Below are 22,255 nucleotides of genomic sequence, written 5' to 3'. Positions count from 1 at the left end.
TACCGTTTTTTGTAAATTATATTTTCTCTGAAAGGCCCTCGGTTGTAAACCCTATTTGCCGCTCCGGTCTAAGAAACTTTTGCTCATTTTTTTCGCTAAAATAAGGTTGTTTTTCTCCCTTCCCGCTTTCAAGGGTCTCACATCCTGTAAACAAAGTACTTACAATAATTGTAAATACAGCCAAACCAAAAAAATATTTTTTCATCTAAAAACTCCTTAAAGCCCATTCAAACCGAATGATAGCAAAATTACATCGATTATTATATACGTTTTTATAAGCTATGTCAAACAAAAATCTCCCTTATCAGTGCCAGATTATACAAAATGATAATCTTATCGGCGGTGCCGCCAGTGGAGATATTGTTTTTTTCGCACCATGCCGAGAATTCCTTTATAGAAGTTTCTTGGGCCGGTTTATCCTTTATACAAAGCAATTCTTGAGCTTTTTTTTGTACATCAAGTAGGGCTTTTTCGCCCTTGCGTTTTATAATTGTAGTGTCGCAGGTGCTTTCAATCATCTTAACAATAATTTTTACAAAGTCCCCGCCTTCCGAAAAAGTTTTTTTATAGAGGGGAAGCCAATTTTGAAAGTGTTCTGCAAAGCCTGAAAGGGCTAAGCCCCTCACTCCCCCGCTCCCTAAATTATTAAAGGCTTGTAAAGAAGACGGGGAGCAGGCTCTAAGCTCAAAATCTTTTTTTAAGGGAAGAGAAAAGTCTGCAATTTCTTTGCTTAAATCGGTGAAAGTTTTTTTTTCTTTTATTATACGGAATGTGCAGGCATTTAAGATAAGAAGCAAAAATAAGGCCCCCTTATAGGTGTTTACCCCGCCCGTTAAATCGAACAGTTTTTTTTCTTGTTTTTTTCCATACTCACGCAAGGCCTCAAAGGATTCGCAATCTTTTTCGCTTAAATTTTTAATTGCATTCCCTATCAGGGGAATACATTCAAGCATGAGTAAAAAATCCATATCCTTGTGGGAGCCTTGAGAATTAGCCGTAACACAGCCGAAGCCCAATGGACGGCAAAGCTCTGCAAGTAGGGAGCTTTCGGTTAAATTACCCAAAAGCTCAAAAATATCCCCATTGTTAGACCAATCTTCATGAACTTTTTTTAAGATAAAATTCATTATTTCTTTTTGGGAATGAGCACGGCTTCTCGCACAGATCACGGCATCTTTTTCGCATAAAAAACATTTCCGCCTCTTATTATTTTGGGGAAAATCATTACGCGAAAAAAGTTTTTCCGCAGTTAAAACATCAATATCGGCAAGACGGCCAAGGGATTCATCATCTTCAATTTTTATGCTCAAGGCTTTTACTTCCAAGGGCGGAGCATCTACAATCAAAAAAAAGATTAAGCCTTCTTCATCAGTATAGGAATGAAAAATTTTTATAGGGGCCATCTTTTTTTTACATTCCAAAAAAATGCGGTATACAATCCAATTCGATTCGATTGAGCCCTTTTTTCCGCCCGGAATATTGGCCCTGATTACTACAAGTGTTTTAAAAGGAAAACGGCTTAAAAGCTCTTTTTCAAAGGAGTCGGTTTTTTCTCTTTTTTCCAATAAGGATAAACTCATCTTTTCTCCGGTATCAATTAGTCTTTTTGTTTTAAAGACCTTAAAAAATTATAAGTAGTTTCGGGTAAAAAGGATCGGACATCTTCAAGACTATTATTTTGAAATGCCTTTCGAACTTGCGTTGCGGAAATGATTTGCTGATTTTGAGTTTTTTTACGCTCAATTATTTTTACCTCACATTGAGGAGGAAGCTCATTCAATAGAGTTTGATTATATATTTCGGTACTCGGATCTAATGGTTCTTCTCCCAAAAAGCGGATTTTAATATTAAAAAGAGGTACAAAATATTTTAAAAATATCCTTGCATCAAGCTGAGTTTGATTTTTGCTTATTAAACTTTTTTCTTTTAAAAAATAGGACGGAAATGTCGCTCCGCTTATTAAAAATTGAGATGAAGGAAGCACTACTACATTTTTTAAGTCTTCCGTATTTTTTTTGATAAGCATAAAACGGTCATTAAAAGAAAAAAAACTTTTGTCTGTCTCAACGGCAAAAACAAAAAGGCGGCTCTTGCTTCCGCAATAGTCTAAGGCTTTTTCTATTAAATATCTGTGGCCGAGGGTAAAGGGATTTGCATTCATAACTATGGCTGCATTTCCCTCATCGCTTATACCGTAAGGTATACCGTCAGGGCAATAAGGAAAGAGCTCATTCTTTAAAACCTCCTCTACGGTTTTTTCTCCCCTGTATAATAAGGAAGAATCATCCGATGAGGCTAAGTTTATAAAACCTGCCCCCGTAAAAAAAGAAACGCTTGATCTTTTTGTAAATATAAAAAAGAACTTATAACCTTCTCCGTAAGCGTCTTTTAAGAGGGCCGATAAAATCTCGTCGGTAAGACCGATGCCCTTAAATTCATCTTTTACGGCAAAGCATTTTAAGATATTTTTTTCCCGCCCTCCGCAGGCGGCCAAATTGTCGGCTTCATCAAAAATGCCGTAAACACTTTCAAGGGAGTCCGCAATAAGGCCATTTTCTTTTAAAAGAGCTGTAAATTTTTCTTTTTGACTTTTAAGCTCTAGGTTAATTTTTTGTAAATTAGTCATCTACCTTTTAATTTAGGCTTTTTAAGTATTCTTCGCGTCCCAGTTTATAAAGGTTGTTCCCCTTAGAATCGATTATGCAGGTTACAGGAAAATCTTCAACATAGAGCTTCCGGACAGCTTCAGCTCCCAAATCTTCATAGCAGATAACTTCGGCCGATTTAATTCGGCTTTTAATCAAGGCAGCGGCTCCTCCGATGGCAGCAAAATAACAAGCTCCATGTTCGATTATTTTTGCAACTACCTCATCGTTTCTTTTTCCTTTTCCGACCATAGCCATAAGCCCCTCATCTAAAAGCTGAGGCGTGTAGGCATCCATTCTGTAACTGGTTGTAGGCCCTGCAGAACCTATGGGCTCTCCGGGCTTTGCAGGGCTAGGCCCTACATAGTACATGACAGCCCCCTTTACATCTATGGGGAGTTTTTCTCCCTTTTCTAAAAGTTCGCATAGGCGTTTGTGAGCTGCATCTCTTCCTGTATAAATATAGCCGTTCAATAAAACAATATCTCCGGCCTTAACATCTTTTAAATCTTCCCTTGTAAATGGTGTTGTAAGTTTTTTCATCTCAGACATTTTTCCTTCCTCCCTTATAAAGTAACTTCCTTATGGCGTGTTGCATGACAGTTTATATTTACACAAATAGGAAGACCTGCAATATGTGTGGGATAGGTTTCAATTAAAACCCTTAAAGCCGTAGTCTTACCTCCGTAACCTTGGGGGCCTATACCTAAGGCGTTGACTTTCTCAAGCATTTCTTTTTCGAGGTTAGCATAGAAAGGATCTGGATTATAACTATCCATAGGTCTCATCAAGGCTTTTTTTGCTATTAAGGTTACCTTATCTACGGTACCGCCTATTCCGACACCTACAACTATGGGAGGACAGGGGTTAGGCCCTGCAAGTTCTACAGTTTCCAATATGAATTTTTTTACCCCCTCAAGACCGTCGGAGGGTTTTAACATTCCAAGGCGGGACATGTTCTCGGAACCGAAACCCTTGCCTGCAAACATAATATGAAGTTTATCGCCGGGTACGATATTATAATGGATTACGGCAGGCGTATTATCCTTTGTGTTTACCCTGTTGTAAACGGGATCGGCAACAACGGATTTTCTTAAATAACCTTCCGTATAGCCCTGTCTTACGCCCTCATTTATAGCATCTTCAATATAGCCGCCTTCAATGTGAACATCTTGCCCAATCGTAACAAAAACTACAGCCATTCCCGTATCTTGGCACATGGGCGAATTCGTATTTTTTGCAATATCGGCGTTTTCTATAATCTGATCGAGAGTATCACGGGCTAAGCTCCATTTCTCTGCTTCCCGCGACATCTTTAAACTTGTCAATACATCTTGCGGAAGATAATAAGCGGCTTCAATAGCCATCCTCTTAACTTCTTCCGTAATTTTTTTTGCTTCTACAATGTGCATACTCAAAAATACCCCCAAAAGTTATTCTTGGGGGTAATTATAGAACATTAAAAGATTACTGTCAATTGATAAGAAGTAGACTTACAGCTTAATAGTTTCTACCATGTAGCGGATGGAGTTTCCCAGTTTATCATATTGATGTTTTTCGATTACAACAATGAGGCTTGTATTTGTGTTATCGATAATTACTTTTTTTATTGCGTAGTCCCGTACACCTGATCTGGTTTTACCTTTTTGACCGACTGTTTTCTTTATCTTATTTCCGTTAGGTTTGATGATTTCAACTTCAATATAAAAGGAAGCTTCTAAATTGGATTTTTTATCCTTGTATAACATTACCTTATACTCGTCATTAGTTTCAAAGTCTTTAAAAATCAAGGTGGTTTCGTTTATTGTAGAATCCGTAGCTGCATAAATAGCTCTTCCTTCATTTTTATCGCTTATCTTCCATTTTAAAAGAGAAGGATTAGCCCTATCCAAAAGGCTTAAAAATATATTTTTACTGTCTTTATCGGCTGTTTCAGATGTCGGACTTGTTATAAAGCGTCCTGAAGGTAAAAACTTATTTTCTGCTACATCTACCCCATAAATTTCTGCATAGGCACGATAGGTTTGATCGGTTAACCCGTATTGTCCGAAAGCAAATTTACTTCCGTCAGCCGAAAAACCTAAATTAACAAAGGTCGCAATATCGCCTGCAAACAGAAAAAAAGAACAAAAAATAAAACAAAAAGAAATCATAGCTTTACGCATAATACACCTCTCATCTGTCTAAAATATCGGTTTTTAAAAAAATAACTAAAGCCTTTTTAAAATTGAGATAAAGCCAAACTTTTATGCAATAAATCCGGCTTTTAAGATTTTGATAAAGCCGGTTCTTCTTTTGTAAAACTATACATAGTTTTAAGGGCTGCAAGGGGGCCGATTACCGAAATAAGGGCAAAGGTCAAAAGGAAGCAAACAAAAGTCCAAAGAAAAGAAGGGTTTAAAAAAGGCATCTTCATTCCTGTAACAATTGCCTGATTAAATAAAAACATAATCAAACATGAAAGAACCGTTCCTATAATTGCTCCCGACATACTTATCATAAGAGATTCTAAAACCGCAAGTTCAAATAACTTCTTTTTGGTACTTCCTATTATCCTCAACATTCCGAATTCTTCTTTACGCTCATTAAAAATCGAAGAAAAAGAAACAGCCAACACGATAAATGAAAGAATCCATAGGATCACAATAAGGATATAAACATAGACATTTAAGCTTGAAATACTTGAAGATATATTTGTCATCATCCTCTTCGATATTAAAGGATAAATTTCTTCTCCCTTAAATTCTTCTCTTATCTTTTTAGCTACCTCACCTGCGTCATATCTCGGATTAATCCTTACCATAACACTTGAAATCAAATTTTCATTTTTTGCAACAGGATGCTGCGTAATTCTTTCATACTCTTTTGCAAGCTTCCTTGCATTTTCTATTGTCATAAAAATGGAATTATCAAACCCCATTCCCGTTTTAGTCAAACGGCCTGCAATTACAAAGGGCTGATTAAAAAATTTTACTTGAGAATTATAATCACCGGACACATTACTTCCGGCTACAATTTGATTATCCAAAAGAGGAAGTTTTATCTGTTTTTTAAGCCAAGGTTTTACATTAAAATCTGAATCAAAATCGATACCTATAATCTGTAAAGGAAAAGAACAGCAGCCCGCGGAGAGGGTCGCAATAAAAAGCTGGGGAGATGCAAGTTCAACCCCTTCAATTTTTTTTATACGTTCTACGACTTCCGTATCAAAATAAAAACTATTAGGCTCCCCTCTCAATAAGGCACTTTCAATCTTTGAGTCATAACCTTGGGGCACGACAATAATATCCGCACCCAGACGATTCGAAAGCGACAACATTCCGCCCCTTAAACTTTTTACCAAAAAACTGCCTGCAAAAAGACTAAAGGCTAAAACAGCCGTAAGAATAATTAGGCTTGCAGTTCTAAAAGGTTTTCTTTTGATATTTAATTTTGCAAGCTCAAATACGGTCAGTTTTTTTATTTGTAAATTTTCCATAGTTTTTTAGAGGTTTCCTTAATTTTCTTTTGCATCCTGTAATGCATTTTCAACCGCATCTTTAAACAGTTTATAAGAAATTGAAGCACCGGCTATTACATCGACATCATCAATGTTTTGAGTTTCAATCAATTTTTGACCGTACTCCGCAGCTCTTAAAACGGAAGCTTGAGCAATTTTATAAAGCCCCATATTTTTTATAACTCCGTCAACCTTTCCGTATTCAGGCCCTTTTAGATTGCCGTTTTTTTCGTAAGACAAAAATGTACACTCAACAATCTTACCATCTTCAATTTTTATTTCAACCTCGGCTGTTCCGCCCCAATCGTCTTTAATATTGGCAAAAGACTTATAAACGCCGTCTTTGTATTTTACACTCTTCTTTGTTTCCGTTTTTGAACAAGAAAAAATACAGATAAAACACAGTGCAGCCAAAATAATTTTATAATTTTTCATACATTCTCTCCTATTGAGGGTCTCACCCTGCTCATTTTTTCAATTCTTGCTATTTTACCGTGCTCAAGAACAACCATCCGTTCAGCCTGATCTGCAACCTCAGGATCATGGGTTACAACTATGATTGTACTTCCCGCATTATGGAGTTTTTCAAAAATTTCCATTACAAGTTTTTCGTTCTTTTCGTCAAGGTTTCCCGTAGGTTCATCGGCAAGCAGGAGCTTGGGATGATTTATCAGGGCACGGGCAATACAGACACGCTGCTGTTCTCCTCCCGATAATTGATTGGGCAGATGCTTGGCTCTTTCTTTTAAACCCACACTTTCAAGGGCTTCAAGAGCTTCCTTTTCATCGGGGAGGCTGTGATAGTACTGAGCCATCATAACATTTTCAAGGGCTGTAAGATAATTTACAAGGTGAAATTGTTGAAAAACCAACCCTATCATATCCCGCCTGACTATCGTCAATTCTTTAGAAGAAAGTTTTGAAATGTCCTGACCCGCCAAATCAATTTTTCCTAAAGAAGGCTTATCCATACAGCCGATTATGTTCATCAATGTGGTTTTACCTGAACCCGAAGGCCCCATTATAGAAAGCCACTCTCCCTCTTCAACCGTTAAATTTATTTTATCGAGGGCTTTAAGATCTCCATATATTTTAGAAATTTCGGTTAAGGTTAAAATATTCATAAATTCAAATTCTCCTTAAAATTTAAGATTACTCTCCGCGCAAAACAAGAGCAGGGTCCACATCCACAGTTGCCCTTACGGGAAAGAGGGAGGCAACAATAGTTATAACAATAGAAGAAATTACGGTAAAAGGCGCCAGTCTTATGGGAAAGGAAACTTCTCTTGCAAAAACACTTATACTTACATTATTTGCAAATAAGTAACCGAGCCCTATTCCTAAAATACCGCCCATGAGCCCAAGCATAACCGCTTCTCCCAAAAAATCTATAACAACACTTTTATTTGAAGCGCCTAAAGCTTTTTTTAAGCCTATTTCTTTTCGGCGTTCCACCACTACGGCCATCATGGTAGTAGTTACACATATCATAGTCAAAAACAAAACAATAATGGTAACAATCCAAACAAGGGCCTGAAGTTTACTTAAAACCGTATCCTGAGATTCGGTAACACGCTTTACAAGACGGGGGGTAATACCTTTTACATCGTTTAAAACTTTTTCGGCAATTAAATTAAGATAGTCCCTGTTTCCGTCAATACTGCACTCAATTACATCGAAGGCATCATTATAGCCTATAATATTTTTTATATCCTCAAGGCTCATAAAGATAAACTCTTCTTCGACACCACCTGTTGTAACTATGCCTGAAACCTTAAACTCGTTTACGGTTACATCTCCGTCAGGTTTCGGAGTGTTTACAATAAAATTATCTCCTAGAGATAAACCTATGGCCTTACTTATTTCATGGCCGATTAAAACTTCCTTTTTTTCTTTAGGCCATTGTCCCCGCACCAGCCAATATGGACTATTGTTCTTTGCACTTATAAGATCGGTAGCTGCTATCATATAGGGCTGCTCGTTTACCTTTGCAGGTTTATAAATATAAGGAGCAAAACCTACAAGTTTGCCTGAGTCGATTTCTTTTTTAATTTTATCGATTTGTTCTTTTTTTATTTTTGCATCGCTTTCGGAAGGAAGAAATATCATATTTGCCCCGTATGAGCGGAACACTGTTCCCATCTGCCGCGGAATGTCGTAGTAAATAGTTAATAAGCCCGATAAAACGGTTGAACCGATTGCAATAGCCAGTAAAGCTACCAACATTCTTGAACGGCGCCGCAATAAAGAACTCATTATCATTTTAAAATACATCTTATTTTTAGTCATATCTTACATCCTTAACACCTTAAACGGGAACGTTTATTTTCCGTGCAAAACTTCCGTGGGGTTTAGCTTTAATAAATATTTCACCGACGGAAAACTTCCCAAAAGGGTAATCAAAAAAATGATAAGAACCACAATGGGAATAACCATGGGAGCCGGCGGAATTGCAGAACCGAAAACGCTTCGACCTATTATCTGCGTTAAACCCAATCCTATAAAATATCCTGCGGCACCGCCGATAATTCCTATTACCATAACCTCAGTTAAAACCGAAACGGTAACGGCCGTATTACTTGCCCCGATCGCTTTTTTTAAACCGATTTCAGCCCTTCTATCCATAACGCTCGCCGTTACCAAGTTTGAAATACCTAGAGCTGAAGCGATCAAACTTAAAACGGTAATTAAAAGCATTAACAAGGTTGTCTTATTTAAGATAGCACCTTCTGATTCGGCCACCTGTCTTATCGGCTTTGCAACCGCATCCGTCATAACCTCCTGAATCTGATAACAGATACTGCTTACATAGGCGGTGCAATACCATATTTCCATTTCTTTTATCGTTAAACTTAAAGGGCTTCTTGCGGCCTTTCTTGCCAAATCATTGTCGGGAGTTGTCAAAGCACTTACCTCGATGCTTTCACAAACATTTGCCTTTCCTAAAAATTCTTGGGCTGTATGCAATGTAGTAAAAATTACATCATCTTCATTGCTTCCCGAATTAAAAATTGCAGAGATCTTTAATGTTTTAGAGGCTGCAGCACCTGTAAGTTTTATCTCGTCCCCTACCTTTAAGTTATTCCTTCCTGCAAAAAGACTTCCTACCATACAGGAAGAATTATCATCATCCGAAACCCAGTTTCCGTTTACTTCCCACCATGTACGCATTCTTCTTATTCCGGTTATAACTTCCTGCCCCGTATGTAAGTCTATTCTAAAATCGAACCATGTACCCGACATACGGACAGGTTTATCCGCTCGGTCATAATCTACTTGCACATTTAAAAAAGGCGCATAATCGACAATATTGTATGCCCAAAATATGGTCTTAATTTTATACAATTCATCTTCTTTTAAGAATTTTTTTGTGTTTCCGGATTCTTCTCCGTAAATATCATCTAAAAGAGAAGATTCTTTATGAGCAACATTGATATTGGCTCCGTATGTTTTAAGCTCTTGGTTTACCTTATCCCCTACACCAAGCATTGTGTTAAGCATAGAAGTTGAAAGACTTGCACCTAGGGCAATGGTAAAAGCTATCATTACCATTTTTCCTTTTTGTCTAAAAAGTGACCCTGCTATCATTCTCCAAAACATAACTTCCCCTATAAAAACTTTTTACTATTTAAAACGATGAGCCTCGGACTCAAGGTCTGATATCTTTATTTTAATATTCCCGTCATGTACAATATAAGGAATCGGAACAGGATTGCATCCTCCGGGAAAACCTATGGTAGCCTTATTCATAACTACATCGCAAAGTTTACAGATTACTTCATTATTCCGTTCAAAATAACCGCTTGGACCGCATATATCGCAGGCATCAAGGCCTACACCGTAAGAGTTTTCACTTTTTTTTATGGCAATAAAACGCATACTGATTCCTTGTTCCGTTATATATTCATAGCGGTGAAGTTTATCATCTTCCAATTGCTCTAAGGAAATAACAGCCAGACCCTCTTCGATTGTATAATCTTCAGGCGGAGACAAAGGAACTTCTCTGTCTACATAAAAACGCAAAAAAGATAAAGAAAAAACCGAAATCAATAAAAGGCTTAAAGAAAATCGAGCCCATCTTTTTGCATTACGCTTTTTTGCTTTTATTTTTCTTAATTCGGCATTATTATTATATGCTTCGGTAATTTTAATATTTTTTTTCCATAAAAGAATCGGAGCAAACATTATAAACACAATGACGGCAAATATAAAAAAGTTTCCGTTATTTACCACGCTTGCAATAAACCAAAAGATAAAATCATTCCGCGGAATTATTCTTAAAGAATATAAACGCTGGATTATTACTACAATTTGAGTTATCCCTAAAATACAAAGAGAAGCTATTACTGTAATATTTAATTCGATATCGGATAACTTTATCAAGGTTTTATAAATTGAAAGACTTGCAAGAATAATAAAAACTATTCCGAGCAAGTAGCCTATAAGTCTATATAAAACGAGGGTGCTTACCGCACTTTCGCCGTAATTAACCAAGGTTGTAGAAAGAGTTATTATAACGGGAAGATAATAAAATATCGTTGCAGCCGTATATAAAAAAACGGTTGTACCGAAAATATTTTCGTCCAATAAAGATTTTTTCGCTTTTGTTTTAAACAGTAAAAGAACAATTAAAATTAAGAAAAATATACTGACGGGAATCATCGACCAAAAAGCAAAATTAGTTCTATTTATGTAATTAGGAATAGATCTTAATATTGCGGAAACAATACTGCCGATAAATCCTGTGAGTATACCTAAAAAAACAACATACCGTTTTTTTTCGGGTCTTTGAGTTCTAAATGAAGCAAAAACAACTGCAAGGACTAATGCAAAGCCTATGCCTGCTTCAATAACCCTTATATAAAATTTTAAAATGGTGCACCCCCAAAACATCAAAAGTAACCGCCCAAGCTAAAGCCTCGGCGGTTACAAATTGAATGAGTAATTAGTATTAAATTATACTACTACCGATTGGACAAGTTTACCACTGAGGTCCTGTCCATTCAAAATCTTTCCATTCAACAACGATGGGTTCCGTCCAGAAACGGCCGGTAACACCTGTTTCTTTGTCAACATGGATAAGATAGTCATTTCCCGGTGCCTTAATTTCAAACTTGATATTGTACTTACCTAAGCCTTCTTCAAATTTTACATTAGCACCATAGTGAGGTCCGTCACTGGCATTCATCGGCATAAATGCAACTTCCTGTACCTTTGAAGAACCTACTTTTTGGATATAAGCCTTAACATGTAAGTAAGGAACAAAGTCGCCTACACCATAACCCAATGTTGCGCCCTTTTCATTAGCGGCAATATCGGCTTCCATGTGGCAGTCAGCTTCGTTCTTTGACAAACTGTTACCGGCAGGTTCCATATCTACAGGCTGAAAATAAACACCTGCAACCGTTAAGATTCCGGCATCTTGCTCATCACCGATGGGGAACTCGTCAAAACCGGCAGCTCCTTCCTCTTCGGGTTTAGGGGCAGCCATTTTCTCGTCAGCAGGAGCAGGTTTCATAGCCTGTCCTGCTTCATTTTTTTCGCATGATGTAATTACAAAAGCAATTGCAAGCAATGCAAAAATACAAGATAAAGTTTTTTTCATTTAAAAACTCTCCTTTTATATTTATTTTTTTTGGCCTAAATTAATTATTCTTTGCCTTCTTTCTTTTTTAATTCGGCAAGAATCTTTTTATTTTTTTTGACATATAAACTTGAAAACACAATAATCGTAATTAAAACTATTATTTGAGGTATCAAACTTTCATAGGTTGCATATATGCCTAAAAAATCCAACTCAAAACTTTGCATCCACGGGATTATAGTCTTTCCGACTACACCTGCAGCCTGCAATTCCGAAACGCCCTTTCCCGTAAACGAAAAACAAAGTATGTACATCAAAATACTTGTTACTGTAAAAAACGGCTTTAGGGGCAGTTTTACGCTTAAAAATCTAAATGCAAGGAAAACACCGGCTAAAATAATAACCGATAACACAATAGCTAAAATCATAGCTCTTTGACCGCTTGCACCTTGAACGGGAACACCTTGGAAGAATAAAATAAGCTCGGCTCCTTCTCTTGCAACAGCAATAAAGGCAGCAAAAACCAAGACCCATTTATTACCGGTAGATACCGAAGATTCAACCTTCTTTTGAATATATCTTTCCCATGCTTCCGTTTCCGACTTTGAAATCATCCAGTTGCTCACATAGAATAAAACTATTACGGCAACAAACATTCCGATACCTTCAAAAATCTCTTGAGCTATACCGCTTTGTGCACCAGCCAACAAACCGAATAAAAAGGCTAAAACTATACTTACAAGAATACCTGCAAGAGCTCCTACGTAAACGGAAGATATGTACTTCTTTTTTCCTGTTTTTACAAGATAAGCTATAATAGCCGCTATAACCAAAATAGCTTCCAAGCCTTCACGCAGTATAAGCACAAAACAGGAAATAAAGGTAGCAACAGCTGCCGATTTTCCGCTTCCGCCCTTATCATTGGAAGTGCCGTCAAGCTCGGCTGCATCATGGTAGAGCATCGCTATAAGGGCATCCTTATGAGCTCTTATCATTTCGCTGTCCTTATCGCTTTTTACATTTTTTCTGTACTCATAAAAAGCATTTTCGACAGCCGTTTTGCGTGCACCGGAAAGATAGCTCATCGTTATCTTTTCCATTCCCTTGGATTCGTAATATCTAAAATAAGCGGCATTTACTTCGTCATAAGCTTCACGGGTTTTCCCCTGTGTATACAATTCGTATGCATTATTCAGATGTATTTCCATTTTTTCGACTATTTTAGTCCAAGTGCTCAAGTCTTCTTTTTCTTCGGCTGAAACAGAAAACAAAAAAACAAAGAAAATCAAAAAAATCGATAAAAATCTTTTAAAACTCTTATTAAACATATTAACTCCAATTATGTAGTTAAAGCTTACAAAATCTATTTCAAGTATACCAACTCAAAAAAACAATGTCAAGGATCCCTTACATATTTTTTTAAATTTTTTAAATTAATGAGAACAGCATCAAAATCATCGAATACTCAATTCACCGGCATCCATTCTATATATAGTACTATTCTCATCTAAAATTTCAGAATCATGGGTTACAATTAAAACGGCAGTACCTAGCTTATTAACACTTTTTATAAGATTCATAACCTTTTCAGAAGTTTCCTTGTCAAGATTTGCCGTAGGTTCATCTGCAATAAGTAATTTAGGAGAATTCATAAGAGCCCTTGCAATCAACATTCGCTTTATTTCTCCGCCGGATAAATTTTGGGGCATCTCGTTCTTTAAATGAGCTATATCCATAAGCTCCAAGAGGCTTAAAGCCCTACCCTCACTGTCGCCGTCCCTGTTAAATAAAAAAAACGGAACTCTTACATTATCAAAGACCGAAAGATTCGGCAAATAAGCCAATGACTGAGGAACAAAGCCTATCGACTCATTGCGGTAAAAGCTCTTAGCGGTATCGCTCATAGATAAAATATCCTCATCTTCAAAAAAGACCTGCCCCTGCGTAGGATCTAAAATACCTGATATTAAATTAAGAAAGGTTGTTTTTCCCGAACCCGAACGCCCTACAATGAATACAAAATCGGAAGCCGAAATGGAAAACTCAACATTTTTTACTGCAAAAAAAGAATTTTTACCTCTGGCAAAAGATTTGCAAAGGGATTTTGTTTTTAAAAGCATAAGCTGCCTTTTTATCGATTAGTCATTCGATAAATTACTCAACTTTTTCTTTGCGCGAAAGAAAAACATAAATAAGACTTGATGCAATCAAAGCGATAGCCAATAAAATAACTATAGGCTTTGTATAAACATTACAGCTCATATTTGAGTGCTTACAGGTACCTATAACAAGGGTTTCAAGCAAAATAAGACTTAGTCCGGTTCCAATATTGTAGACGGATATTCCGAAGCGCGATTTTTTACAAATAAAAAAAGCAAGTCCTGATAAGGCTATCAGCCCCCCTAACAACCTAACAGCTTCTCCCATCCAATGACATTTCATAAAACTGCCGTCAGCCTTAGGATGACATACATGGGCAAAGCCGAACGGAGCAAATAAAACCAATAAACCGATTATAATAATGAGTGCACTGAATATGTATCTTTTCATATTTTCCCTTCCTATTAATTTATAAAATTTAAAATACAATCTTGAGTATAGACACATCAAAAAAAAATGTCAACCCTATATTACATAAACAATGTTATTTTTTGCAATTTAATTTATGGTAACCTCTAAAAACTTCAGTTTTTAGAGGTTTTCCTTAAATCCAACTTGCGATGTTTTTCATAAATTCTTGATATATAAAGCCTTATGAAAAACTCGACGGGTATATAAAAACCAACAAGGTTTTTATATACCCGTCATATTGACCTCAGCAATTTTTTTTTATATAATATCGATTAATATGGATGTTTTCGATATTATAGGTCCGATTATGATAGGGCCGTCCAGTTCGCATACGGCAGGAGCCGTCAGAATCGGATATTTAACAAGGGTTCTTCTTGCAGAACCTGCTATAAAAGCAAGAGTTTATTTGCACGGTTCTTTTGCCTACACCTATAAGGGGCACGGTACCGACAGGGCCATTGCTGCAGGTATTATGGGAATGAAACCCGAAAACGAGCGTATAAGAAACAGCCTGACCCTTGCAAAAGAGCAAGGTTTGGACATAAGCTTTGAGTCTATAGATATTCCTAATGCCCATCCCAACACTGCATTGATTGAGCTGACGGGTATTGACGGAAAAGAGATTTCCGTGCAAGGCTCCTCCATAGGGGGCGGAAATATTCTGATTACTAAAATAAACGGAAAACCTGTAGAGTTAAGCGGTAAAAACCCTACACTGGTAGTAGAATATCAAGATATCCCCGGAAGAATAGCCGCCATAACAAGCGTAACGGCAAAACACAAGATAAATATTTCGCAAATTCATATCGGAAGAGATTACCGCGGCGGAACCGCCACAATGTGCCTTCAAATGGACGGTTTAAGCGTCGGCCCGGAATTAAAGGAGGACATTTTGCAAATAGACCACATCTACAATGTTATCCTGATTCAGCCGGTATAATTTTAAAAGGGTATAAACTATGAAAACAATAGAGTATAAAAAAATAGAAGACCTGATACAAAAAGCAGCCGAAAACTCTTTAAGAATTTCGGATATTATTTTAGAAGACCAAAGATCCGCCCTAGAAGAAACTAAGGAACAGTGCTTTGAAAGAATGCAGGAGCATTTAAACGTAATGCTTGAAGCGATTGAAAAGGGAACAAACCCTGATATACGCTCTACAAGCGGGCTTACGGGCGGAGATGCTTATAAAATATACGAAAGATCTGAAAACGGAAAAGCCCTCTGCGGCCCCCTCCTTGCTAACGGCATAAGAATGGCTATGGCCGTTTCCGAATTAAACGCTTCAATGGGAAAAATAGTTGCAGCCCCCACTGCCGGCTCTTGCGGTATTCTCCCCGGTGCAATCGGAGCCGTTCTAAAAACAAAGGATGTAAAAAAAGAAGATGCAGTTATGTCCTTGTTTACTGCCGGAGCTATCGGCATGGTTATAGCCAACACTGCTTCCATTTCGGGAGCTGAGGGCGGATGTCAAGCCGAATGCGGCTCGGCCTCAGCCATGGCAGCAGGAGCTATAGTAGAAATGTGCGGAGGAACCCCGGAAATGGTAGGCCATGCAACGGCTATTGCCCTTAAATGTATCTTAGGTCTTGTTTGCGACCCTGTAGCAGGCTTGGTTGAAGTTCCTTGCGTAAAACGGAATGCTTCCGGCGTAAGCCTTGCCTTTACGGCGGCAGAGCTTGCATTAGCAGGAATCAAAAGTGCTATCCCCGTAGACGAGGTTATAATAGCCATGAAAAAAGTCGGAGATTCTATGCCTTCAGCCTTGAGAGAAACTGCCGAAGGGGGCCTCGCCTGTACAGCTACAGGCAAAAGACTTCAAAAAGAAATATTCGGAAAAACTTTATAAAAGGAATCTTCTAAAAACCGAATTTTTAAAGGACCTTAAAAGTTATTTTTCAGCCTTTTCAACAATGTAGGTAAGCCCTTCCCGCCTTAGGACCCTCACCATTGAGCCTTCAGGAATTTCTTCCGAAAGAGAGCGTGCACTCCATGTCGTGCCCTGATACTTTATTCTGCCTTCTTTGTTATGAAAAACCGTTTCAATAACATCGGCAAATTCGTCTCCTTCTTTACCGCTTTTTTTATCGGGATAAAAAATAGTACCCTTAAAAACAGGAGTAAATTTTTTACGCAAAAAAATCAAGGAGAGAACCGAAAAAACAACAAAGATTATTATTTGAAACCAAAGAGCTTGATTAATAAAAGGAATTAAACTAAAAACGGAAGTAAAAACAGCCCCAAAGCCGAAGAAGATAATAACAAGGCCGGGAATTATAAGCTCCAAGCCTATGCAAATAACACCAACCAAAAGCCAGATAGACCACCATCCCATAAACTACCTCCTAGAAAAAGCATAAGCACGAGAAACCCCGTGCTTAGCTCTATAAAGACAATCAGTCTTTAATATTGTATCGTTTCTTAAAGCGATCAATTCGTCCTGCAGTGTCAACAAGCTTTTGTTTTCCTGTAAAAAAAGGATGGCACTGCGAGCAGATTTCAACCTTGATATCTTTGGCTGTAGAACACGTATTTATTACGTTTCCGCAAGCACAAGTAACGGTTGTTTCTTCATATTTCGGATGAATATCTTTTTTCATACAAACCTCCCAAGGTAGTGTTATAATATACAATATTTATTCTTTTTGTGCAAGACCGGCATTCATTGATTTTAAGAACGCTTCATTATTCTTGCTCTTATTCATTTTATCTATTAAGAATTCGATGATATCGGCATCATCCATAGAGCTGATGAATTTGCGTAATATCCACATAAGCTGCATCTCTGCTTCCGTTAATAAAAGCTCTTCTTTTCGAGTTCCGGAACGTTTTATATTGATTGCGGGGAATAAGCGGCGGTCTGAAAGCTTTCTGTCTAGGTTTACTTCCATATTACCGGTTCCCTTAAATTCTTCAAAAATAACCTCGTCCATCTTGCTGCCTGTTTCAATAAGAGCCGTAGCTATTATCGTTAAACTTCCGCCTTCTTCGATATTTCTAGCGGCGCCGAAAAAGCGTTTAGGCTTATGAAGAGAGTTTGAATCCACACCTCCGGATAGGACCTTACCCGAAGTAGGCATCGTCTGGTTATAAGCCCTTGCCAAACGGGTAATTGAATCCAAAAGAATAACTACATCCCTCTTGTGCTCAACAAGGCGTTTTGCCTTTTCAAGCACCATTTCAGCAACCTGAACATGGCGGGTTGCTTGCTCATCAAAGGTAGAAGAAATAACTTCCGCATTTACCGTGCGTTCCATATCGGTAACTTCTTCGGGACGTTCATCTATCAAAAGAACTATAAGATAAACTTCGGGATGATTGGCGGTAATTGCATTGGCTATTTTTTGAAGCATTATCGTTTTTCCCGTACGAGGAGGAGCAACAATCAATCCTCTCTGACCCTTTCCTATTGGACAAAACAAGTTCATAATTCGGGTAGAAATTTCTTGAGTAGTTGTTTCAAGGTTTAATTTTTCTTTAGGATAAAGGGGGGTGAGGTTATCAAACGGAATACGTCGCTGTGATTTTGCAGGCTCATCAAAGTTGACGGTTTCAACCCTTAAAAGAGCAAAATATCTTTCACCCTCTTTTGGAGATCGGATTTGACCGTAAACCGTATCTCCCGTTTTAAGATTAAAAAGTCTTATCTGGCTGGGAGAAACATAAACATCATCAGTTCCGGTTAAATAGCTGTTTTGAGGCGAGCGTAAAAAACCGTATCCGTCAGGAAGGGTCTCTAAAGAACCGGAAGCAAAGATTGTGCCGCCCTGATTTGTATGGTTTTTAAGAATGTGGTAAATCACATCCTGTTTTTTCATTAAGGAAAGTTCATCCTCCGGTACGCCGTATTTTATGGCCATATCCCTTAAATCATGCATACGCATCTTTGTAAGATCGTTTATAATGATTTTAAAAGAAGGATCCGATACGGGCGGGACTTCTTCTTTTTCTTCTTGAACATCTTTAGGCATGCGTTTTTTTGCAGTTATATTAGTTCTTTTTGACGATTTAGTTTCAGCTTCATCAGAAGAACTTTCTGTTTTTTTGCGTCCTCGAGAACGGACAACAACTTTTTTTTCAAGATTTTCATCAACTGCATCCTGTTCAATCTGCTCTGCAACAGCTTGAATCTCACTTGATGAGGCAGACCGATCTTCAGCCTGTGAGCCGGCCGGACTAAGACTCAAGTCTCCATCAGAGTTAATACCGTCATTAAACAAGGTATCCTCAGAGGTTTGCGGCAAAGTTTTCCTTTTTCTTATTGTCATCGGATTTTTCTCCTATGTTCGTAACTTAAATATATCATTCCAAAATTCAGTATTCGGCTTGAGGAACCGAAAAAGACATGTAAAATGAATTGTTACTGTTGAATAGATTTTTAGTCTAACAAATTTATTTTATTTTGTCAAGTAAAGCTTTTTTTTAGCTTTAAGATACTAAAAAAATACCCTCGATTTTATCGAGGGTATCCATCTCCTAGGGGAATTGAACCCCTGTTGTCGGGATGAAAACCCGATGTCCTAACCACTAGACGAAGGAGACATGGTAAAACACATCGCGTTGAAACGCATTGCATTGACAAGAAAGGAATATATCATATTTTTATAATTATGTCAAGCAAAATTTCAAAAAATCTTTTAGGAACCTCTAAAAACTTCAGTTTTTTAGAGGTTTACCTTAAACTTACTTGCTATCCGTCTTGCTTATCAAATCAGGTCTTAAAACCTCAGCTCCGCCCATATAAATATGACTCGGCTTTTTCCTAGAATAATAATAAATTAAGATTCTAATGGTTTTTGGTAAACTGCCTTCCATACAGGGCTCTAAAGCACAAAAAAGGACCGTGTTTTCCGCAAAACCATTCCTTCTTAAAGCAGATGCAGGATTTAAAGCCTTTATATCGGAGGTAACCGTAAAATGTATTGAAACTATATCCTTTTCAGGTAGGGAATTTTCTCTTAACATTCGGCTGTAAAGATTCACGACTGCCGAAGATATACCGGCTTCACTATCTTCGCAACATACGGCCCCACGTAAAGCCCGTAATTTTTTTATCAAGCTCATTTTTACAAAGTCTAAATTAAAGTACTGCACCTTCGCTTATTACAATGGTGCAGTACTTCAAAATTAATTATTTTTTAGAAGGCTTCTTAGCCGGCTTCTTAGCGGTTTTTGCCTTTGTTTTTTCGGAAGCCTTTGAGGTTTTAGCGGCAGCCTTGGCTGGCTTTTTTACACCGGCCTTAGTTTTTGAAGCTTCAACTTCAGCCTGAGCTGCGGCAAGCCTTGCTATAGGAACCCGTAAGGGTGAAGCGGAAACATAGTCCATTCCTGCCCTGCAGAAAAACTTAACCGAATTTAAGTCTCCTCCGTGTTCACCGCAAACACCTATTTCCAAGTTCTTTTTGACTCCTCTTCCCTTTTGAATAGCGGAAGCTACCAAGATACCGACACCTTCTTGATCCAATGACTGGAAGGGGTCAGCCTTAAATACGCCGGCCTTGTTTTCATCTACATATTCGGGAAGGAATTTACCTGCATCATCTCGGCTTATACCTATGGTCATCTGCGTAAGGTCATTTGTGCCGAATGAGAAAAATTCAGCATGTTCTGCTATTTTGTCTGCAAGAAGAGCAGCCCTTGGAGTTTCAATCATAGTACCGACCATGTACTTAAGCTTTTTATCCTTAGCCTTTTTCTCTATAATATCGTCAGCTACTGCTCGAATCCTCTTTTCCAAAATTTTAAATTCTTTTGCATCGATTGTAAGAGGAATCATTATTTCGGGTAAAACGGCAATTCCTTTCTTTTGAACCGTGCAGGCTGCATTTATAATGGCAGTAACCTGCATCTCAAGAATTTCAGGATAGGTAATGCTCAAGCGGCAGCCTCTGTGTCCCAACATCGGGTTTGCTTCGGTCAGCTGGTCTACACGGTTTTTTACACTTGCAAAACTTATATTAAGCTTTTCGGCCAACTTTTGCTGACCTTCTTTGTCATGAGGAACAAATTCGTGTAAGGGCGGGTCTATCAAGCGGATAGTTACGGGATAACCGTTCATAGCCTTAAAGATACCCTCAAAATCCTTTGTCTGATAAGGAAGAAGTTTTTTTAGAGCCTTTTCTCTTGCTTCCTTGTTTTCTGCAATAATCATTTCACGTATTGCCTGTATCCTGTTTTCATCGCTAAAGAACATGTGCTCGGTTCGGCAAAGACCGATACCTTGAGCTCCATGGCCTACGGCTATCTTGGCATCTTCGGGCGTATCGGCATTTGTTCTTACTTTTATTTTTCGTATCTGATCAACCCATTCCATGATTTTTTTATAGGCTGCAGGAGGCTTAGGAGTAATTAAGGGTAACTCGCCCTTGTAAACAGCGCCCTTTGAACCGTCCAAGGTTATATAATCGCCTTCTTTTAAAACAATGCCCTTGGCAGAAACTTCCTTTTTCTCGTAATCGATTCTTAAATTTTCACAGCCTACTATACAGCATTTTCCCCAGCCTCTGGCAACTACGGCTGCATGACTGGTTTTTCCGCCGGTTGCGGTTAAAATTCCCTCGGCAGCGTGCATACCGCCTACATCTTCGGGACTTGTTTCATGGCGGACTAAAACTGCTTTTTTACCGTCCTTTGAAGCAGCTTCCGCAGCTTCTGCCGAAAGACAGATTATACCGCAGGCAGCTCCCGGAACGGCAGGAATACCGTCTACAAGATGGGCGGATTTTAAATCGGCAGCCTTCGAATAATCCAAGGCCTTGTAGAATACGCCTTCAATATCCGAAGCCTTAATACGGCTAACTGCTTCTTCCTTGGTTATAAGTTTTTCTTCCACCATATCTACAGCCATCTGGAAGGCAGCTGCAGGAAGTCTCTTACCGGTTCGGCACTGGAGCATGTACAATTCACCTTCTTCAACGGTAAATTCCATATCCTGCATATCCTTATAATGCTTTTCAAGAATTTTGCGGGCATTGCAAAGTTTTTTATAAGCGGCGGGATCTTTTTTTGCAAATACATCGAGCTTAATAGGAGTTCTGATTCCTGCAACAACATCCTCGCCTTGGGCATTAAAGAGATACTCGCCGTAAAAGTCGTTCTTACCCGAATTCGGATCGCGTGTAAAGCAGACTCCTGTCCCCGAATTATCTCCTTTGTTTCCAAATACCATCTGCATAACATTTACAGCCGTACCGCGGATTCCTACAATGTTCTCAACCCTTCTGTAAGTAACGGCCTTATCGGACATCCAAGAACCGAATACGGCCCCTATAGAACCCCAAAGCTGTTTTATAGGATCTTGGGGGAAGGGAGCTTTTATTTCTTTTTCATAAAGTTTTTTAGATCTATCAATAACTTCCTGTAATTCAGGTTCGTTTACATCGGTATCCGACACTTTTGCAGATTGTGCAAGATTAAGACGCTTTTTTGTTCTTTTTTCTTTTACATCATCAAAAATTTTATCGAATTTTTCACGTTCAATGTTCATTGCCGTAGAACCATACATCAAAATAAACCTACGATAAGCATCCAGGGCAAACCTTAAATTTCCGGTCTTTTCGGCCAAGCCTTGAACGGATTGGTCATTTAGACCTAAATTCAAAATTGTCTCCATCATTCCGGGCATCGAAACGGGAGCCCCCGATCGAACGGAAACCAACAAAGGATCTTTTTTGTCCCCAAGTTTTTTTCCGGTAATTTTTTCCAATTTTGAAAGATAAGATTCGACTTGAGCTTTTAGTTCAACAGGATACTTTCTGTTATTTTTATAATACTCTTCGCAAACCTCGGTTGTAATAGTAAATCCGGCAGGAACGGGAAGACCTATAGCCGTCATTTCTGCCAAACCGGCACCCTTGCCTCCCAATACTTCCTTCATCGTACCATTACCTTCAGCGCTACCTCCGCCAAAAAAATATACATATTTTGACTTTGCCATTGCATTGTCCTCCTTGAAC

The 22,255-nt window shown here is 38.2% G+C and carries 22 protein-coding genes, 1 tRNA gene and 1 pseudogene; 2 read left to right on the top strand and 22 right to left on the bottom strand.

Annotated features, from left to right (window positions below; all coding sequences use genetic code 11):
* Nucleotides 1-16: 16 nt before the first annotated feature.
* The 16 genes from E4N80_RS04365 to E4N80_RS04290 form a co-directional block, all read right to left on the bottom strand.
* Nucleotides 17-205 (bottom strand): hypothetical protein, encoded by a 189-nt coding sequence (locus E4N80_RS04365; RefSeq protein WP_253700657.1) that lies wholly within the window; start codon nucleotides 203-205, stop codon nucleotides 17-19.
* Nucleotides 206-284: 79 nt separating this feature from the next.
* Nucleotides 285-1,580, bottom strand: coding sequence for a citrate lyase holo-[acyl-carrier protein] synthase (gene citX, locus E4N80_RS04360; protein ID WP_253700656.1), 1,296 nt, complete (start codon nucleotides 1,578-1,580; stop codon nucleotides 285-287).
* A 17-nt stretch (nucleotides 1,581-1,597) separates the two neighbouring features.
* Complete coding sequence (locus E4N80_RS04355) at nucleotides 1,598-2,626, bottom strand: nucleotidyl transferase family protein (RefSeq protein ID WP_253700655.1); 1,029 nt, start codon at nucleotides 2,624-2,626, stop codon at nucleotides 1,598-1,600.
* A gap of 7 nt (nucleotides 2,627-2,633) precedes the next feature.
* Entirely contained in the window at nucleotides 2,634-3,197 is a 564-nt protein-coding gene (locus E4N80_RS04350) for a Fe-S-containing hydro-lyase (RefSeq protein WP_002669045.1), read from the bottom strand.
* Nucleotides 3,198-3,211: 14 nt separating this feature from the next.
* Entirely contained in the window at nucleotides 3,212-4,057 is an 846-nt protein-coding gene (locus tag E4N80_RS04345; protein ID WP_002671202.1) for a fumarate hydratase, read from the bottom strand.
* Between the two features lie 81 nt (nucleotides 4,058-4,138).
* The gene (locus tag E4N80_RS04340; protein WP_253700654.1) at nucleotides 4,139-4,810 is read right to left on the bottom strand and encodes a DUF2259 domain-containing protein; all 672 of its coding nucleotides are present in this window, start codon (nucleotides 4,808-4,810) and stop codon (nucleotides 4,139-4,141) included.
* A gap of 101 nt (nucleotides 4,811-4,911) precedes the next feature.
* Nucleotides 4,912-6,123 (bottom strand): ABC transporter permease, encoded by a 1,212-nt coding sequence (locus tag E4N80_RS04335; protein ID WP_253700653.1) that lies wholly within the window; start codon nucleotides 6,121-6,123, stop codon nucleotides 4,912-4,914.
* Between the two features lie 18 nt (nucleotides 6,124-6,141).
* A complete protein-coding gene (locus E4N80_RS04330; protein ID WP_253700652.1) occupies nucleotides 6,142-6,579 on the bottom strand; it encodes an FMN-binding protein in 438 nt (145 codons plus the stop codon).
* Nucleotides 6,576-7,268 (bottom strand): ABC transporter ATP-binding protein, encoded by a 693-nt coding sequence (locus E4N80_RS04325; protein ID WP_253700651.1) that lies wholly within the window; start codon nucleotides 7,266-7,268, stop codon nucleotides 6,576-6,578. Before E4N80_RS04325 ends, E4N80_RS04330 begins: the two co-directional genes overlap by 4 nt.
* Before the next feature lie 28 nt (nucleotides 7,269-7,296).
* Nucleotides 7,297-8,433, bottom strand: a complete 1,137-nt coding sequence (locus E4N80_RS04320) for an ABC transporter permease (protein WP_253700650.1) — start codon at nucleotides 8,431-8,433, stop codon at nucleotides 7,297-7,299.
* A gap of 33 nt (nucleotides 8,434-8,466) precedes the next feature.
* Entirely contained in the window at nucleotides 8,467-9,744 is a 1,278-nt protein-coding gene (locus E4N80_RS04315) for an ABC transporter permease (protein ID WP_253700649.1), read from the bottom strand.
* Between the two features lie 24 nt (nucleotides 9,745-9,768).
* The gene (locus tag E4N80_RS04310; RefSeq protein ID WP_253701044.1) at nucleotides 9,769-11,037 is read right to left on the bottom strand and encodes a Fe-S-containing protein; all 1,269 of its coding nucleotides are present in this window, start codon (nucleotides 11,035-11,037) and stop codon (nucleotides 9,769-9,771) included.
* Nucleotides 11,038-11,125: 88 nt separating this feature from the next.
* Nucleotides 11,126-11,749, bottom strand: a complete 624-nt coding sequence (locus E4N80_RS04305) for an iron transporter (RefSeq protein ID WP_253700648.1) — start codon at nucleotides 11,747-11,749, stop codon at nucleotides 11,126-11,128.
* A gap of 44 nt (nucleotides 11,750-11,793) precedes the next feature.
* A complete protein-coding gene (locus E4N80_RS04300) occupies nucleotides 11,794-13,056 on the bottom strand; it encodes an FTR1 family iron permease (protein WP_253700647.1) in 1,263 nt (420 codons plus the stop codon).
* 126 nt (nucleotides 13,057-13,182) lie between these two features.
* Entirely contained in the window at nucleotides 13,183-13,848 is a 666-nt protein-coding gene (locus tag E4N80_RS04295; protein ID WP_253700646.1) for an ABC transporter ATP-binding protein, read from the bottom strand.
* Nucleotides 13,849-13,882: 34 nt separating this feature from the next.
* Nucleotides 13,883-14,278 carry a DUF4418 family protein gene (locus tag E4N80_RS04290; protein ID WP_253700645.1) on the bottom strand — a complete coding sequence of 132 codons (396 nt, stop codon included), beginning with the start codon at nucleotides 14,276-14,278 and terminating at the stop codon, nucleotides 13,883-13,885.
* Between the two features lie 298 nt (nucleotides 14,279-14,576).
* On the opposite strand from E4N80_RS04290, the gene sdaAB reads away from it, so the two are divergent.
* Together sdaAB and sdaAA are read left to right on the top strand one after the other, a co-directional pair.
* Nucleotides 14,577-15,239, top strand: coding sequence for an L-serine ammonia-lyase, iron-sulfur-dependent subunit beta (gene sdaAB, locus E4N80_RS04285; RefSeq protein WP_253700644.1), 663 nt, complete (start codon nucleotides 14,577-14,579; stop codon nucleotides 15,237-15,239).
* Between the two features lie 19 nt (nucleotides 15,240-15,258).
* Nucleotides 15,259-16,149: an L-serine ammonia-lyase, iron-sulfur-dependent, subunit alpha gene (gene sdaAA / locus E4N80_RS04280; RefSeq protein WP_253700643.1), complete on the top strand. Its 891-nt coding sequence runs from the start codon at nucleotides 15,259-15,261 to the stop codon at nucleotides 16,147-16,149.
* Between the two features lie 42 nt (nucleotides 16,150-16,191).
* Here the strand turns inward: sdaAA and E4N80_RS04275 are convergent, their stop codons facing one another.
* From E4N80_RS04275 to ppdK, 6 genes and pseudogenes are all read right to left on the bottom strand, one after another.
* Complete coding sequence (locus E4N80_RS04275; RefSeq protein ID WP_253700642.1) at nucleotides 16,192-16,635, bottom strand: NfeD family protein; 444 nt, start codon at nucleotides 16,633-16,635, stop codon at nucleotides 16,192-16,194.
* Nucleotides 16,636-16,696: 61 nt separating this feature from the next.
* Complete coding sequence (rpmE, locus tag E4N80_RS04270; protein WP_253700641.1) at nucleotides 16,697-16,900, bottom strand: 50S ribosomal protein L31; 204 nt, start codon at nucleotides 16,898-16,900, stop codon at nucleotides 16,697-16,699.
* 36 nt (nucleotides 16,901-16,936) lie between these two features.
* Nucleotides 16,937-18,202, bottom strand: a pseudogene (gene rho / locus E4N80_RS04265) (transcription termination factor Rho); the annotation flags it as partial.
* Between the two features lie 568 nt (nucleotides 18,203-18,770).
* Nucleotides 18,771-18,842: transfer RNA gene (locus E4N80_RS04260), tRNA-Glu, on the bottom strand.
* A 141-nt stretch (nucleotides 18,843-18,983) separates the two neighbouring features.
* Nucleotides 18,984-19,364 carry a chorismate mutase gene (gene aroH, locus E4N80_RS04255; RefSeq protein WP_253700639.1) on the bottom strand — a complete coding sequence of 127 codons (381 nt, stop codon included), beginning with the start codon at nucleotides 19,362-19,364 and terminating at the stop codon, nucleotides 18,984-18,986.
* Between the two features lie 67 nt (nucleotides 19,365-19,431).
* Nucleotides 19,432-22,236 (bottom strand): pyruvate, phosphate dikinase, encoded by a 2,805-nt coding sequence (ppdK, locus tag E4N80_RS04250; protein WP_253700638.1) that lies wholly within the window; start codon nucleotides 22,234-22,236, stop codon nucleotides 19,432-19,434.
* Between the last annotated feature and the right edge of the window lie 19 nt (nucleotides 22,237-22,255).

It is taken from the genome of Treponema denticola (assembly GCF_024181605.1).
GTDB lineage: Bacteria > Spirochaetota > Spirochaetia > Treponematales > Treponemataceae > Treponema_B > Treponema_B denticola_B.
This window is presented reverse-complemented; position numbering and strand designations above follow the sequence as displayed.